At 43.2% G+C, this 15777-nt stretch carries 13 protein-coding genes; all 13 read left to right on the top strand.

The features are described 5' to 3' along the window. The first annotated feature begins 30 nt into the window (after window positions 1-30). The 13 genes from DAHG_RS12170 to DAHG_RS12110 all read left to right on the top strand — a co-directional run bounded on the left by DAHG_RS12170 (window position 31) and on the right by DAHG_RS12110 (window position 15756). On the top strand, window positions 31-1533 hold the full coding sequence (locus DAHG_RS12170; RefSeq protein WP_022938636.1) for a S41 family peptidase: 1503 nt from the start codon (window positions 31-33) through the stop codon (window positions 1531-1533). Beyond that, window positions 1523-3502: an excinuclease ABC subunit UvrB gene (uvrB, locus tag DAHG_RS12165; RefSeq protein WP_022938635.1), complete on the top strand. Its 1980-nt coding sequence runs from the start codon at window positions 1523-1525 to the stop codon at window positions 3500-3502. The genes DAHG_RS12170 and uvrB overlap by 11 nt, the downstream gene beginning before the upstream one ends. A gap of 1 nt (window position 3503) precedes the next feature. Then, the gene (locus DAHG_RS12160; protein ID WP_022938634.1) at window positions 3504-4658 is read left to right on the top strand and encodes an AI-2E family transporter; all 1155 of its coding nucleotides are present in this window, start codon (window positions 3504-3506) and stop codon (window positions 4656-4658) included. Window positions 4659-4911: 253 nt separating this feature from the next. Next, window positions 4912-7737 carry an excinuclease ABC subunit UvrA gene (gene uvrA / locus DAHG_RS12155; protein WP_022938633.1) on the top strand — a complete coding sequence of 942 codons (2826 nt, stop codon included), beginning with the start codon at window positions 4912-4914 and terminating at the stop codon, window positions 7735-7737. After that, a complete protein-coding gene (gene hprK, locus DAHG_RS12150) occupies window positions 7738-8676 on the top strand; it encodes an HPr(Ser) kinase/phosphatase (protein ID WP_022938632.1) in 939 nt (312 codons plus the stop codon). It begins immediately after the preceding gene. 15 nt (window positions 8677-8691) lie between these two features. Next, entirely contained in the window at window positions 8692-10164 is a 1473-nt protein-coding gene (gene lgt, locus DAHG_RS12145; RefSeq protein ID WP_022938631.1) for a prolipoprotein diacylglyceryl transferase, read from the top strand. Further along, window positions 10140-11054, top strand: a complete 915-nt coding sequence (locus DAHG_RS12140; protein WP_022938630.1) for an NAD(P)/FAD-dependent oxidoreductase — start codon at window positions 10140-10142, stop codon at window positions 11052-11054. The genes lgt and DAHG_RS12140 overlap by 25 nt, the downstream gene beginning before the upstream one ends. A gap of 137 nt (window positions 11055-11191) precedes the next feature. After that, entirely contained in the window at window positions 11192-12055 is an 864-nt protein-coding gene (gene rapZ, locus DAHG_RS12135; protein ID WP_022938629.1) for an RNase adapter RapZ, read from the top strand. After that, complete coding sequence (locus DAHG_RS12130; protein ID WP_022938628.1) at window positions 12052-12993, top strand: gluconeogenesis factor YvcK family protein; 942 nt, start codon at window positions 12052-12054, stop codon at window positions 12991-12993. The genes rapZ and DAHG_RS12130 overlap by 4 nt, the downstream gene beginning before the upstream one ends. A 6-nt stretch (window positions 12994-12999) precedes the next feature. Further along, window positions 13000-13941 carry a DNA-binding protein WhiA gene (gene whiA / locus DAHG_RS12125; RefSeq protein ID WP_022938627.1) on the top strand — a complete coding sequence of 314 codons (942 nt, stop codon included), beginning with the start codon at window positions 13000-13002 and terminating at the stop codon, window positions 13939-13941. Window positions 13942-13980: 39 nt separating this feature from the next. Next, window positions 13981-14454, top strand: coding sequence for a hypothetical protein (locus DAHG_RS12120; RefSeq protein ID WP_022938626.1), 474 nt, complete (start codon window positions 13981-13983; stop codon window positions 14452-14454). A 91-nt stretch (window positions 14455-14545) separates the two neighbouring features. Further along, window positions 14546-14830: a hypothetical protein gene (locus tag DAHG_RS12115; RefSeq protein ID WP_022938625.1), complete on the top strand. Its 285-nt coding sequence runs from the start codon at window positions 14546-14548 to the stop codon at window positions 14828-14830. Window positions 14831-14841: 11 nt separating this feature from the next. Further along, window positions 14842-15756 (top strand): GNAT family N-acetyltransferase, encoded by a 915-nt coding sequence (locus DAHG_RS12110; RefSeq protein WP_022938624.1) that lies wholly within the window; start codon window positions 14842-14844, stop codon window positions 15754-15756. The last annotated feature ends 21 nt before the right edge of the window (window positions 15757-15777 follow it).

Genomic DNA, 15777 nt, shown 5'->3' with positions numbered 1-15777 from the left:
AATATCAACATGATAAAAGAAGGTGTCTCTATGGAAGAAAAAAATACAGAAAATTTCTCTGATGAAAATAAAGTGGTTCGGGTAAAACTGGTTCGGCATCGCTGGCCGGATGAAATTGCGGCAAGAAGAAAGAAACAGCGTCAGATCATGGGTACAATTTTGGCCTGTGCGCTATTCTTTACCGCTGGTTTCGCATTATCTTCATTTGTTCAGCCGGGAAATTCCGGTATGTCAGCCAGTTCAAATAAAATGAATACGGTTTATGAAGTAATGAAGGAACTATGGTATTTTGGCAAGGATATGGATGATTTAGAAAATACATTGCTTGACGGTGCTATTAATGGACTTGTCGACAGCGGCGGTGATCCGCATACGATGTATATGGATGCGGAATTAATGAATCGTTTTATCAGCAATCTGGAAGGCAGCTTTGAGGGTGTCGGCATTCAGTATTTTCCGACCAGTGATCGGGCTGTCATTACCCGAATCATCAAAAATTCACCCGCTGAGGCAGCCGGTCTGCTGGCTGGTGACGCAATTTTAAAAATCAATAATCAGAGTGTTGAAGGGAAAACAAGTACAGAAATAAAAAGTATGATTACCGAGAGTGAAAGCAAGGATGTTGTCTTAGTGCTTGATCGCAGCGGTGAAGAAATGGATGTTACTTTGACACGGGCGGAGATTGAAAATTCTGCCTATGGTTATGTGCTGGATCAAGTCGGTATCTTAGAAATCAGCTCCTTTGCGGAAACTACCGCTCACGAAGTAGGCCTGTATCTTGAAGAATTTGCGGCGCAGGGCATTAACAAGCTGATTATCGATCTGCGTGATAATACCGGCGGCTATCTGGTAAGTGTTGTGGATACAGCGTCTTATTTCCTGCCTGATGATACGGTTATATTAAAACAGGAAGACCGCGCGGGAGAGATTACGGAATATAAAACAAAGAGTAATATTCATAATTATGATTTTGATTCTATCGCGTTGCTGGTGAATGAAAATACCGCATCAGCGGCTGAAGTGCTGACAGCTGCTTTAAAGGAACAAAAAGATGTGGATGTGATTGGTAAGCTGACTTATGGTAAGGGAACGGTTCAGCAGTCAATTCCATTCCGCGACGGCAGTGCTATTAAATATACGGTAGCTCAATGGCTGACACCGAAGGATAATAAGATTAATGGTGTAGGTATCACGCCGGATTATGATGTAGATCTGCCGAAAGCGTTAAGTATCAGTTATTATGAAGATGATACGGTTTATGAGGTTGATTCAGTGGCTCAAAACGTGCAGTCCGCTCAATATTATCTGCAGTTTAACGGCTATTCTGTCGATCGTACAGACGGTTATTTTTCAGAAGCTACAAGGCAGGCAATCTTGGCCTTTCAAAGGGATAATGATTTGACAGAAACGGGGGTTATTGATACGGAATTGCTGGTTCGTTTATTTTCGGCAACTACTTATACGTGGTTTGAAAATAAGACTGAGCTGGATACACAGCTTGTAAAAGCTATGGAGGTCGTGAATGGAAGATAAACAATTATTTGAACTGGTTTCATCCTACCAGCCTCAGGGTGATCAGCCTAAAGCGATTGAAGAGTTAGTGAATGGTCTGAAGGAAGGGAAAAAGTGCCAGGTATTGCTCGGCGCGACAGGTACTGGTAAAACATTTACCGTTTCCAATGTCATTCAGGCGATGAATCGGCCGACGCTGGTGTTTGCACATAATAAAACACTGGCCGGACAGCTGTATGCGGAGTTAAAGGAATTCTTTCCAAAGAACCGTGTGGAATATTTTGTTTCCAACTTTGATTATTATCAGCCGGAGGCTTATCTGCCAAGCTCTGATACTTATATTGATAAAACAGCGACAACAAATCAGGAGCTGGATATGCTGCGGATGGCGGCGGTCAATTCAGTGCTTGAACGCCGGGATACGATTATTGTTGCGTCGGTAGCCTGTATCTATGGCGCCAGCAATCCGGAACAATACCGGGAGATGTTTTTTACACTGCGGGTTGGTGAAGTTATTGACCGCAATGTCTTGCTGAAACAATTGGTAGACCGTCAGTACAAACGCAATGATATTGATTTGACGCGCGGCTGTTTCCGTGTGCGCGGCGATGTAATCGAAGTAGCACCGGGCCATACGGACAGCTATATGCTGAGAATTGAATTATTTGATGATGAAATTGAACGTATTTGTGAGGTTGAGCCGCTGACCGGCAAGCTTTTAAATGCGTATAGCGTCTATGTCATGTATCCTGCCAGCGGTTATGCAACCCGTAAAGATATATTGCTGCGGGCATGTGATACGATTGGCGAGGAGCTGAAAGAGCGGAGTGCTGAGCTTGAAAGAGAAGGTAAGCTGCTTGAGAAACAACGGCTTGAACAGCGCGCTTCCTATGATATAGAAGCACTTCGTGAATTTGGCGTCTGTCCGGGTATTGAAAACTATTCAAGGCATATTGACGGCCGCAAGCCTGGTGAAAGACCGTATACTTTACTTGATTATTTCCCAAAGGATTTTCTGCTGATTGTCGATGAAAGCCATGTTTCACTGCCGCAGATCCGCGGTATGTACAACGGCGACCGCGCCCGTAAAGAAACACTGGTTAATTATGGCTTCCGTCTGCCAAGTGCTTTGGATAACCGACCGATGCGCTTTGAAGAATTTACGTCGATGATCAATCAGGCAATCTATGTATCAGCGACACCCGGCGATTATGAGCTGGAACAGACGCATGGTGAAATTGTCGAACAGATTATTCGTCCTACGGGTCTGCTTGATCCACAGGTGGAAGTACGGCCGACTGCCGGACAGATTGATGATCTTGTTGATGAGATCCGCACCCGCATTGAGCGCAATGAGCGTGTCTTAGTTACAGCTCTCACTGTACGCATGGCTGAGGAGCTGACAAATTATCTGAAACAGCTGGATCTGAAGGTTGGCTGGCTGCATCATGAAGTTAAAACCATTGAACGCAGTGAAATTATCCGCGATCTGCGTCTAGGTAAAATTGATGTGCTGATCGGTATCAACCTGCTGCGTGAAGGTCTGGATATTCCTGAAGTATCCTTAATTGCCATCTTAGATGCAGATAAGGAAGGCTTCTTGCGAAGTGAGCGTTCTTTGATTCAGATTATCGGCCGAGCTGCTCGTAATGCAGATGGCAGAGTCATCATGTATGCGGATAAGATGACTGACAGTATGAGTAAAGCCATCAATGAGACAAATCGACGCCGCGGAATACAGATTGAATACAATAAGGCGCATAATATCATTCCAAAAACAATTATTAAGCCAGTGCATGAAGTAATGCACAGCAAAGAAACGCAGGAAATGGCGACTGCTTACATGAAGAAGAAAAATAAGCTGGGCAAGAAGGACAAGGTTAAACTGCTTGAATCACTGGAAAAAGAAATGAAGGAAGCGGCAAAGGCATTGGATTTCGAGCGTGCTGCCGAACTGCGTGATATGATTATCGAACTGAGGGGTGAATAGAATGCTGGGAAGTACAAAAGTTAAACAGCTGACGGTAAAGAATGTACTCTTAATTATTACATATTCAGTCCTGCTTATTTTTGCGCTGATTAATTATCAGCCAATATTGGCATTTATCGGCAAGATTCTTGATTTGATTTCACCCTTTTTCATTGCGGTTGGAATTGCTTATGTCTTTAATATACCTTTGAAATTTTATTTGAATAAACTGCCGGAACAGATGAAATACCGCAAAGCATTGGCAGCGGTACTGGCTTTGGTAACAATTCTTTTGATTTTCTTTGTGATTATCAGAATCATTGCGCCGCAGCTTCAGGAAAGTATCGGGATGTTAATCGATAATGTTCCGGGTTATATTGAGAAAAGTAATGAATTTATCAATAAGCTGACTGCGGAATTTGAATTCAGTGAGGAAATGCTGACACAGATCAATAATCTGATTGGGGAAGCAAGCAAATGGCTGATGAGCTTTGCCACTGATTTATTGCCGCGGCTTTTGGCAATTGGCAAGGGTGTTACGAATGGCATTATGAATTTATTTCTGGCATTAATTATCGCTGTTTATATGACGGTCAGTAAGGAAAAATTGCTGAATCAGCTGAAAAATGTTTTATATGCATTTTTGCCTGAACCAGTAAATAGTTATGTGAATCATGCGGCAACAATGGCTAATAGTACATTTTCAAGCTTTATCAGCGGTCAGCTGGTGGAAGCGGTCATCATTGGTGTGCTGTGTTATATCGGCTGTCTGGTTTTGAAGATTCCTTATGCGCCGATTTTGGCGGTTGTGATTGGCTGTACGAATATCATACCGATTTTCGGCCCAATCATCGGAACCTTTGTCTGTGCGGTCTTGATTGTGTTCGTTTCACCGATTAAGGCAGTGATCTTCATTGTATTTGGCATCTGTCTCCAACAGTTTGAATCCAACTTAATCTATCATAAGGTTGTTGGAACTTCAGTTGGTTTGAGCGGTTTATGGGTTTTATTTGCGATTACCTTAGGCGGCGGTTTGTTTGGCTTAATGGGAATGCTTTTGGGACTGCCGACATTTGCGGTGCTGTATCGTCTCTGCGGGGATGAGGTGGCGCGCCGGATTGCGTTGAAAAAAGCCAAAAAGGCTGACGCGAGTGCTATGATCGAGCAAACAGAATAAAGAACGTTTGAATGAATCTATGAAATAACACAGAAGGGAGTGACATGTATGAAACTGGCACTCCTTTTGTACTATAAAAAGGCAGCAGAACGATCAATTGTGCGGCTGTTGAAGTTTTTAACACTTTGTTTAAAGACTTAGTATCGATGACGGTATAAATCTGCCATTATGATTGTGAGATAAGAAAAAACATTGTTTAAAATGTGCAAAAAACACCAACCTAAGGTATAATAGGTACGTTCGAGGTGAAATTATGGAGAATGATAAAATAGTGATTAAGGGTGCTCGTGAGAACAACCTGAAGAATATAGATATTGAAATCCCCCGCAATCAATTTGTAATTATGACGGGGGTATCCGGAAGCGGTAAAACATCCTTGGCTTTTGACACGATTTATGCGGAAGGCCAGCGCCGTTATATGGAAAGCTTAAGCGCCTATGCCCGACAATTTTTAGGGAATAGTGAAAAACCGGATGTTGATTCCATTGAGGGCTTGTCACCGGCGATTTCCATCGATCAGAAAACAACCAGCAACAACCCGCGTTCAACCGTAGGAACGGTTACTGAAATCTATGATTATCTGCGTCTTTTATATGCTCGTATCGGAGTGCCTTATTGTCCGACACATAATGAACCGATTGAAAGCCAGACAATCAAACAGATGGTGGATCGTGTCATGGAGCTTGAGGATAAGACACGTTTAATGATTTTAGCGCCGATTTTAAAAGATAAGAAGGGAACACACAAGGATCTGCTTGATAAATTAAAGAAAGAGGGTTATGTGCGTATCCGTCATAATGGCGACATGGTGCTGCTTGAGGAAACTGAAGGCTTTGATAAGAATAAAAAGCATACGATTGATGTCGTGGTTGACCGTATTGTGAAGGGCAGTGACCGTGCCCGTATCGCGGATTCATTAGAAGCAGCGCTGAAGCTTGGCAAGGGTATGGCATTAGTAGCCTATAATGATGAAGAAATATTGTTTTCCCAGAATTATAGCTGTAAATACTGTGGTTTTAGTGTACCGACACTTGAACCGCGGCTTTTCTCATTTAACGCGCCTTTGGGGGCATGTCCTTCATGTAAGGGACTTGGTATCACCCAAAAAGTAAATCTTGATTTTTTGATTCCGGATCGTAAGAAGTCGATTCGTCAGGGCGGTATTGTTTATTATAAGAATATTATTGCTAAGGAAAATCTGGAATGGCTGAAATTTAAAGCGTTATGTGATCATTATAAGATTGATATTGATAAACCGATTGAGAAGCTGACGAAGAAGGAAATGGATATCATTTGTTTTGGTTCTACGGAACCGATTGATTATCAGCTGGAATCTAAGTCGGGAACGAGCTTTAGAAAGGTTGAATTTATTGAAGGTGTCTGCACATTGATTGAGCGCCGTTTCATGGAAACTACTTCACAGATGAGCCGTGAATGGTATGCGACTTTCTTATCAGAAGCACCATGTCCTGTCTGCGGCGGTAAGCGTCTGAATGAGCAGGCGTTGTCAGTGCGTGTCTGCGGCTTGAATATTTTTGAATGGACGCAGATGTCGGTGAAACAGTCATTGGTTTTCTTGGGGCAGATGCAGCTGAATAAACAGCAGCAGGAGATTGCCCGCTTGATTTTGAAAGAGATCCGTGAGCGTCTGCAGTTTTTGAGTGATGTAGGTCTCGATTATCTGACCTTGGATCGTCTGGCTGGTACGCTTTCCGGCGGTGAAGCCCAGCGTATTCGTCTGGCTACCCAGATTGGTTCGCATTTATCAGGTGTGCTGTATGTGCTCGATGAGCCGAGTATCGGTCTGCATCAGCGTGATAATGACCGGCTGATTGCTTCGTTAAAAGCGATGCGTGATTTAGGTAATTCATTGATTGTTGTCGAGCATGATGAAGATACAATGCGGGCCAGTGATTATCTGATTGATATCGGGCCAGGTGCCGGCATTCACGGCGGTGAGGTTGTTGCTGCTGGTACCCCGGCTGAGGTAATGGAAAATCCAGATTCAATTACGGGTGCCTATCTATCAGGAAGAAAGCAAATCGCGATTCCTGAAACGCGAAAAAAGGGCAATGGTTTATGCCTTGAAGTTGTCGGCGCTTGTGAAAATAATTTAAAAGACGTGACAGTTAAATTTCCGTTGGGTAAATTGATTGTGGTAACCGGTGTTTCAGGCAGCGGTAAGAGCTCATTGGTTAATGAAGTATTATCTAAAGGAATTCAGCATTCCTTAGGACGTATGAAGGTGCTGCCGGGGAAATGTAAGAAAATTAAAGGTCTCCAGCATATTGATAAGATCATTGATATTTCACAGGACCCAATCGGCCGTACACCGCGGTCAAATCCAGCTACCTATACAGGTGTTTTTGATGATATCCGTGATTTATTCGCACAGACTGCCGAAGCTAAAATCCGCGGCTTTGACAAGGGACGTTTCTCCTTTAACGTAAAGGGCGGCCGCTGTGAAGCGTGTCAGGGTGATGGCATTCTGCGTATTTCAATGCATTTCTTACCGGATGTCTACGTGCCTTGTGATCAGTGTGAGGGACGCCGTTATAATGAAGAAACATTGGCTTGCACCTATAAGGGCAAGAGCATCTATGATGTTTTAGAAATGAGTGTGGAGGAGGCGATTGATTTCTTCCATAACGTACATAAGATTCGTCATCGCTTGCAGACGCTGAAGGATGTGGGGCTTGGCTATGTGAAATTAGGACAAAGCGCGACCACGCTTTCCGGCGGTGAGGCACAGCGTGTTAAATTAGCCAGTGAGCTGCAGCGCAAGGCAACCGGCAAGACGCTGTTTGTTTTAGATGAACCGACAACCGGTCTGCATACAAGCGATGTCGCGAAGCTGCTTGAGGTTTTACAGCGTATTGTGGATAATGGCGATACCGTGTTGGTTATTGAGCATAATCTCGATATCATTAAATGCGCTGACTGGATTATTGATATTGGACCGGAAGGCGGCGATGAAGGCGGTCAGATTATGGTTAGCGGTACACCTGAACAGGTTGCGGCTTGTGAGCACAGCTATACAGGTATCTATCTGAAACGCGTGCTGGAGGGTAAACGATAAATGGAAAATGTAGAAGCGAATCTTAAAGTAAAGGATCTGGTTAATTATTTTGATTTTGAAATCATTGAAGGCAGCGAACAGTCATTAGAAAGACCAATCGTAATTGCGGACACGAATCGTCCGGGCCTTGAGCTGGCTGGCTTCTTTGATTTTTCACAGTCTAAACGGGTCGTGATTCTCGGTGATAAAGAAATTGCCTATATTGAAACGATGGATGAACGTTCTCAGCGAATCAGCTTTGATTTCATCACTAATGAGGTGACACCGGCGATTATTATTTCGAAGAGCCATATGTGTCCGCCGATTCTTAAGGAAATCGCGAAAGAAAAGGATTTTCCGCTTTTGCGTTCAATGTCAGAAACCTATCGGTTAATTATTGATGTCGTAACTTTTCTTGATGAGAAATTAGCGCCTACCGCAAGCCGTCACGGCGGTTTATTGTCAATCTATGGCAAGGGCGTCATGATCAGCGGTGAAAGCGGCATGGGCAAGAGTGAAATCGCGCTCGAATTAATTAAGCGCGGTCATTTACTGGTTGCTGATGACCGGGTGGATTGTTCCCGCATTCATAATAAGATTGTTGGCCGGGCGCCGACGATTTTGCGTGAGATGCTGGAAATCCGCGGTATCGGTATTATCAATGTTTCAAGAATGTTCGGGGCCAGCTCGGTACTGGATAAGGTAGAAGTATCCTTAGTGGTACAGCTGGAGCAATGGCATCCGGATAATGATTATGATCGTGTGGGTATTGAGGATAAGAAATTTGAAACGATTCTTGGTGTGGATATACCAAAAATTATACTGCCGGTTAAGGAAGGCCGTTCAATGGCGGTTATTATTGAATCCGCGGTCACAAATTTCACCTTATCAGAAATGGGAATGGATTCAGCGAAGGAGTTTGAACAGCGGGTGCTGGACTTTATCGCTAAAAATAATTAGAGAGGAGCTTTACTGATGCAGTTTTTTCCAACTTCAAAGATTTTTCTGTCTTTTGGTTCACTGCATATCACTTGGTATGCAATCTTTAGTCTTACCGGTGCGCTGGTTACTTATTATCTGAGTCAGCGTACCTTGAAAAAAATGGGTTATAAAGAAAGTCTTGGCGAAGATTATTTCATCATGATGCTGCCGATTGCTTATATCGGCGCGCGTATTTGGTACTGCCTGTTTGAATGGAAGCAGTACATTGCCGATCCGATTTCTATCTTTTATGTATGGGAGGGCGGTCTGGCATTCCATGGCGGTGTTATCGCAGCTGTTATTTTCGGCTGGTTCTTCCTGAAGAAAAGAAATGTTGACGCGAGGCGGTTTGCGGATGCCTGCGCGCCGAATCTGCTGATTGGGCAAGCCATCGGACGCTGGGGTAATTTTGTGAATCAGGAGGCCTTTGGCGGTGTGGTTTCAGAATCTTTCTTTAATCATTTTCCGGCCTTTATCAAAGAGGGCATGTTTATCGATGGTGCTTATCGGATGCCAACCTATCTATTTGAGGGTGTCGGCAATCTGATTGGTTTTATTCTGATCTATTTTGGCTTTAAGAAATATGGCCGTAAAAAACGCGGTGACATGGCTTATGCTTACATTGTCTGGTATGGTGTAGTACGTTTCTTCGTGGAAGGTCTGCGTACTGATTCATTGATGATGGGACCAATTCGGGTTGCCCAGCTGATTTCAATCTGCGGTATTATTTTAGGCGTATTAGGTCTGCTTGGTGTATATGATAAGCTATTCGCGAATATCTGGCCGTTTAAGAAGGTCAAACCAGTTGTGTTATTTGATCTTGATGGTACACTATTAGATACAGAGGCTTTGATTGCTGACAGCTTCCGTCATGTATTTGCGATTTACCGTCCTGATTATGTATTAACAACTGCAGATCTCAAAGGCTTTTTAGGGCCGACGCTGAAGGAAAGCTTTGAGAAATATATACCTGAAGTAAACAGTGACGAATTGATCGCGGAATACCGCAAATTCAATCTCGCCCATCATGATGAGTATGTAAAGCCTTTTTATGGTGTGGAAGAAGTATTGAGAACGTTAAAAGAAGAGGATTATGATATTGGTGTAGTTTCCAATAAAACAGTACAGACAGTGACTCACGGTCTGGAATACTGCGGCTTAAAGGATTATTTTCCGGTAATTGTCGGCTGTGAACAGCTGAATAAGGTAAAACCTGATCCGGAAGGTTTAATCAAAGCATGTGCTGAATTATACCGCTCCATTGACAATGTTGTTTATGTCGGTGATTCAGTGGGTGATATCAAAACCTGTAAGAATATGTCAGCCTTCTCCGTGGCAGCCTCTTTTGACAAGACACGCCGTGAAGAATTACAGGCGGCTAAGCCATGCGTTCTAATTACATCAATGCCTCAGTTATTAGATATCCTAAAGGAGGATCACGAATGGAGCGACTTTACGACACTATAATTATCGGCAGCGGCCCGGCTGGCTTAAGCGCGGCTATCTATGCGGCAAGAGCCGGCTTAGAGGTTGTATTAATTGAAAATTATGCACCTGGCGGCAAGCTGGTAAGAACATCAATTATTGAGAATTATCCAGGTCTTGAATCGGCAGAAGGTACGACCTTGGCCATGGATATGATGAATCATGCAATGAATCTCGGAGCTGAATTGATCAGCAGCAATGTAGTAAAAGTCAGTGACGGTGAAACAAAAACGGTTACTTGTTCTGATGGCACGACACTGCATGGCCGAACACTGCTGCTGGCCAGCGGTACGGTTGAGCGCAAGCTGAATATCCCCGGTGAAGAAAAGAATATCGGTCATGGCGTATCTTTCTGCGCGATCTGTGACGGTGCCTTTTATAAAGACAAGATTGTTACGATTGTCGGCGGCGGTAATTCAGCCATTGAAGAAAGTCTTTATCTGAGCCAGTTTGCATCATGCATCAATGTTCTTGTGCGCTCAAAGCTCAGAGCTGACGCGATGCTGATTGAAAAAGCAGAAAAGAATGAAAAAATACATATCAAGATGGGTTATATACCTGTGGAAATACTTGATGATGGCGCCAAGGTCTGCGGTATTAAAGTTAAAAAGCTGGCAGACGATAGTGAAGAAGTATTGGAAACCAGCGGCATTTTCCCATACATCGGTTTGGACCCAATGACGGATTACTGCCGTGAACTGCCGATTCTTGATGAGGCGGGTTATGTATTGACCGATGAGCGAATGGAAACTTCACTGCCCGGCATCTTTGCGGCAGGTGATGTGAGACGCAAACAAATCCGTCAGGTAATCACAGCGGCCAGCGATGGTGCTATCGCGGCTCAGAATATTTTTCATTTATTAAGAGATTAAACACTGCCAGATGCTCACGCATCTGGTTTTCAGTCATATAAATAATTACCATTATCTGTGCCGGAAGCTTCTGTCTAACTTTTTCTGTGCATAAAATAAAGAATATGGTAAACTAAATAAAAGAAGAGGTGAACAGTATGAGTGAACAGAATATTGTCCTAGTCACTGGTATGTCCGGTGCCGGTAAGTCAACTGCCATGTCGATTCTTGAAGATATGGGCTATCACTGCATTGATCAATTTCCGGTACAGCTTGTCAGTTCCCTTGGTAAAATTATCAAAAATGATCCAGATCCGCGGTATCAGAATATCGCTTTGGCAACATCAGCTCTGGATTATCCAACCTTTCTGACTTATTTTGAAAATATCAATGTCAATGTACGCGTTGTTTTCTTAGATGCCAGCAATGAAAAGCTGCTTCAGCGCTATAAATTCACAAGACGCCACCACCCATTTTTAATTTTTAAAATGGCGAATACCCTTGAGGATGCGATCGAAGCGGAACGTGAGCTTTTTAACGGCCTTCAGGAACGCGGTGCGATACTTCATATCGACACAACGAAGCTGTCTCAGCATGAATTAAAGGATAAGATTGAGGAACAGCTCAAGCTTGGCGAGAAGCCGGTCTTTTCCATCTCCTTTGTATCCTTTGGTTATAAGCATGGGATTCCGATGGACAGCGATCTGCTGTTTGATGTGCGCTTTTTACCAAATCCCTATTATATCGATGAATTAAAAACGCTAACGGGGGATGATGCCCCGGTTTATGATTATGTAATGAGCTTTGATGAGACACAGGATTGTCTGAAGCATTTACAGTCATTTCTTGATTATGCGTTTGTTCAGTATCAAAAAGAAGGCAAGAATCATTTAACGGTCAGCATTGGCTGCACCGGCGGTCAGCATCGTTCAGTATCCATCACCAATTGGCTTTATGAACATTACTCAAAGGAATATACATGCTATAAGTCGCATCGTGATAAAGCGGGGAAACACCGATGAAAAATATAACCGTAATTGGCGGCGGTACTGGCTTATCGGTGATTTTAAGAGGCTTAAAGCAAATTGAGGATGTGCATATTTCGGCAATTGTAACGGTTGCTGATGACGGCGGCAGCACTGGCCGGCTGCGGCGCCAGTTTCATATTCCGGCAATGGGTGATATCCGCAACGTCATGGTCGCGCTGGCAGAAGAAGAAACCTTATTTTCACACTTGATGAACTACCGCTTTGATGGTGAGGATCATGATATCGGCGGCCACAATCTGGGAAATCTGATTTTAACCGCGCTGAGTGAGGAAAGCGGCAATTTCATGGATGCGATTGCGACTATTTCTAAAGTTTTAAATGTTAAGGGTGATATCATACCGGCAACTACTCAGGTCATCACGCTGTTTGCTAAGATGATCGACGGAACGATTGTCCGCGGTGAAAGCAACATCCCTAATTTCGACAACCGCATTCAAAAGGTTTACTATGAAGAAGAAGTTACGGCGACACCGCAGGCGATTGAGGCATTGGCTAATGCGGATCTGATCGTTATCGGAATTGGTTCTTTATATACCAGCGTCATTCCTAATTTGATTATCGAAGGCATTACGGATGCAATCAGGCAGTCAAAAGCGAACTGCGTTTATTTCTGTAACGCGATGACCCAGCCCGGCGAAACCGATAATTATTCACTGGAGGATCATGTAGAGGCGATTGAAGCGCATTCCTACAAGGGAATCATTCAAACTGTATTTGCCTATGAGGATGATATCAGTGAGGAAGTGCTGTCACGTTATAATCTTGAAGGTTCAACCCCGGTAATTATCCGTGAAAATGAACATGATTATGATGTGATTGAAGAAGAATTATTGAATTTTAATGGTAAACTGATTCGTCATGATCCGGATAAGATCAGGGATCTGTTAAGTAAATATTTAAAAAAGGATTGATGAAGCATGTCATTTACAAGTGAAGTAAAAACTGAAATAGCACAGAATGGTGAACTAAAGCCATGCTGTATGAGGGCTGAATGCGCGGCATTGATTAAAATGTGCTCAACGCTGAATTTCACAAGCTCGGGGATGCATCTGACGATTTCCACCGAAAGCGCCCCGACAGCAAAGCGGATTTTAAAGCTGATGAAGGAGCTTTATAATGTTACCAGTGAGTTATCAGTATTAAAGAAAATGAATCTGAAGAAGAATAATATCTATGTTCTGCGTATCCGCAGCCGTACTTCAGAGATATTAAAAGATCTTGAAATCATGGATGCCGGCGGCTTAAGAGCGCATCCAAGCGCTAAGATGGTCAGTAAGGAATGCTGTGCCAAAGCCTTTCTTGCCGGCGCTTTTTTAGCCGGCGGCAGTGTGAATTCACCGAATAAAGCAAATTATCATTTAGAGATTGCTACTAATGATGAAGGCTTGGCAAAATTTATCCAGAAGCAGATGGAAAAGTTCTATCTGCCGGCGAAGGTGATTCAGCGCCGCAATCAGTCAGTTGTCTATCTGAAAGCCAGTGATAAAATCTCTGATTTTCTTGCCTGTGTCGGTGCTCATCAATCAGTATTTGAATTTGAAGACAGTCGGATTCAGCGTGATTTCATGAATAATCTGACGCGTTTGGATAACTGTGAGCTGGCTAATGAAATGAAAAGTCTGGCGGCGGGGAAAAGTCAATGCGATGATATTGAATGGATTGAAAATTATGCTGGATTGGAATCCTTACCGGAGAAGCTGCGCAATGTGGCGCTGCTGCGCAAGGAGCATCCAGAGGCATCGTTAGTTGAATTATGCGACTATTATGAAGAGGGCTTTAATGAAGTGATTTCTAAATCGGGAATGAAGCACCGCCTGAGTAAAATTAAAGAAATAGCTGCCAATTATAAACACGCATAGGGATATAACAAATAGCTCAGAATAAGAGTGGTGATGACAATGATGCCTGCTGATTCTGAGCTTTATGATCAAAAAGAGACTGTGGATGTAGAAAAATGTGATGAAGATGAACTGGTGTTCTCAAAGGATGAACATAGTTTTCAGGCATCCTTTTTTAATATTCGCTTCGTGAATGAAGAAGCCCGCCGGCAGGCATGTGAAATGCTGACGAAAGCCCGCCGAGTAGAGGTAGAAATTGATCCTCAAAGCAGCCGTGATCAGCCCGTTGATGTTTACGTGTTTACCGATGGCACCTTGCTTCAGAAAACGCTGTTGGAAAAGGGGCTGGCCTTGATTAATATCCGCAACCCTGAATATATTCATGAAGCTGAAATGGAAGAAGGCGTAGCTGAAACAACAGCCGTAGTCGCTGATGCGCAGGTTTTTGTTGACCATCGTGAGGTTGATTTATTCTATCTGCCGTGTCTGCTGCTGTTAATTTGTGTTTTACGGAAAGGTTTTAAGAAGATTTAACGTAAAATTATGTGAAGTTATCAAATCGATTAAAAACTTTGAGAAAACATAGTAAATAGTTTATAATAGACAATGAAAGAGAGGTATTTGAATGACGGATTTAGTTAGAATCATCATTGGAGTTGCGCTGGTTTTTCTCTTTATCAGTCTGCTTCCTTACCTGGGCGGAATCGCCATTATATTCTTGGTAATTTCACTTGCTGCTAATCTGATTGGTTCAATTACTGGCAGAAAGCGCCGTAATACGCATTATTCATCGAATCAGCATTATTATGAAGAACCTAATATTGAAAATGAAAATATTCATTTTGATACATACGGCAGAGTAAATCCTGATGTAATTGATGTAGAATATACAGAAAAAGAAGAGGAATAGCGGGGTAAATTATGATTAGGGACGCAGTGGAAAAAGATAAACAGGCCATTCAGAATTTATTGAAAATGTGCTTTCCAATCAAAAGCAGCGATTTTATGGACTGCTTCTTTTCGTCTGTTTATGATTATGGCCGCAGCGTTGTCTGTGAGGTTGATGACCGAATCGTATCATGTGTGCATATGCAGGAGATGAATGTTCAGCTCAACGGCATGGCAGTGAAGTCGATCTTTTTATCTCAGCTGAGTACGCATCTTGATTATCGGCGCAGCGGTTATATGCAGGAATGCATGGCGAGTGTGCTTGATGAATGTGATAAAAAGGTGCTGCTTACATTTGCGGAAGCGAGTAATCCCAAGCTGTTGGAGCGTTTCGGTTTCCAACAGGCATCGATTCACCGCACCTATGATCTGCCTGCTAAGTATTTTGACAAGGCGACAACCATCGGTATTACCGATACCTATACGGCGGCGGAGTTATTGGCTGTTTATGAAGAATTTATGACCCATTTTGACGGTTATAAAATCCGTAATGTAATGATGTTTGAGCGGATGATCAATGAATGCCTGCACTGCGGTGAACAGCTGCTTGCATATCGTGACTCACAGGGCCGAATCAGAGGCTATGTGCGCTTTAGATCACGAAAGGATCATGTCAAAGTCAGTGAATGTATCTACTCCGGCAGTACGGTTCTGACAAAGCTACTGAAGGCGGCAGTCGGCAATCATACGGAGCTGCGCCTTGAGGTCAGTGAAGCTGAGCATTTGGAGAAGGTATTTCCGCTGGCAATGTCAAGAAAACGCATCTTTACAATGGTGCGCTGCGGTAATCTGCCGTTGTTTAATAAGCTGTATAACGCCAATGTTAGAACAAGCAAGGATGCTTATGCCATTGGTTTTAAACCCTTGTATCTGAATGAGAAATATTAAAAGACCCTCGCCGGTCTTTTT

It is taken from the genome of Dielma fastidiosa, assembly GCF_000313565.1.
Classification (GTDB): Bacteria; Bacillota_I; Bacilli_A; order Erysipelotrichales; family Erysipelotrichaceae; genus Dielma; species Dielma fastidiosa.
This window is presented reverse-complemented; position numbering and strand designations above follow the sequence as displayed.

Excerpts from the sequence above, each read along its gene's own strand:
- DAHG_RS12170 (WP_022938636.1), top strand. The coding sequence starts at position 31 with ATGGAAGAAAAAAATACAGAAAATTTCTCTGATGAAAATAAAGTGGTT.
- uvrB (WP_022938635.1), top strand. The coding sequence starts at position 1,523 with ATGGAAGATAAACAATTATTTGAACTGGTTTCATCCTACCAGCCTCAG.
- DAHG_RS12160 (WP_022938634.1), top strand. The coding sequence starts at position 3,504 with ATGCTGGGAAGTACAAAAGTTAAACAGCTGACGGTAAAGAATGTACTC.
- uvrA (WP_022938633.1), top strand. The coding sequence starts at position 4,912 with ATGGAGAATGATAAAATAGTGATTAAGGGTGCTCGTGAGAACAACCTG.
- hprK (WP_022938632.1), top strand. The coding sequence starts at position 7,738 with ATGGAAAATGTAGAAGCGAATCTTAAAGTAAAGGATCTGGTTAATTAT.
- lgt (WP_022938631.1), top strand. The coding sequence starts at position 8,692 with ATGCAGTTTTTTCCAACTTCAAAGATTTTTCTGTCTTTTGGTTCACTG.
- DAHG_RS12140 (WP_022938630.1), top strand. The coding sequence starts at position 10,140 with ATGGAGCGACTTTACGACACTATAATTATCGGCAGCGGCCCGGCTGGC.
- rapZ (WP_022938629.1), top strand. The coding sequence starts at position 11,192 with ATGAGTGAACAGAATATTGTCCTAGTCACTGGTATGTCCGGTGCCGGT.
- DAHG_RS12130 (WP_022938628.1), top strand. The coding sequence starts at position 12,052 with ATGAAAAATATAACCGTAATTGGCGGCGGTACTGGCTTATCGGTGATT.
- whiA (WP_022938627.1), top strand. The coding sequence starts at position 13,000 with ATGTCATTTACAAGTGAAGTAAAAACTGAAATAGCACAGAATGGTGAA.
- DAHG_RS12120 (WP_022938626.1), top strand. The coding sequence starts at position 13,981 with ATGATGCCTGCTGATTCTGAGCTTTATGATCAAAAAGAGACTGTGGAT.
- DAHG_RS12115 (WP_022938625.1), top strand. The coding sequence starts at position 14,546 with ATGACGGATTTAGTTAGAATCATCATTGGAGTTGCGCTGGTTTTTCTC.
- DAHG_RS12110 (WP_022938624.1), top strand. The coding sequence starts at position 14,842 with ATGATTAGGGACGCAGTGGAAAAAGATAAACAGGCCATTCAGAATTTA.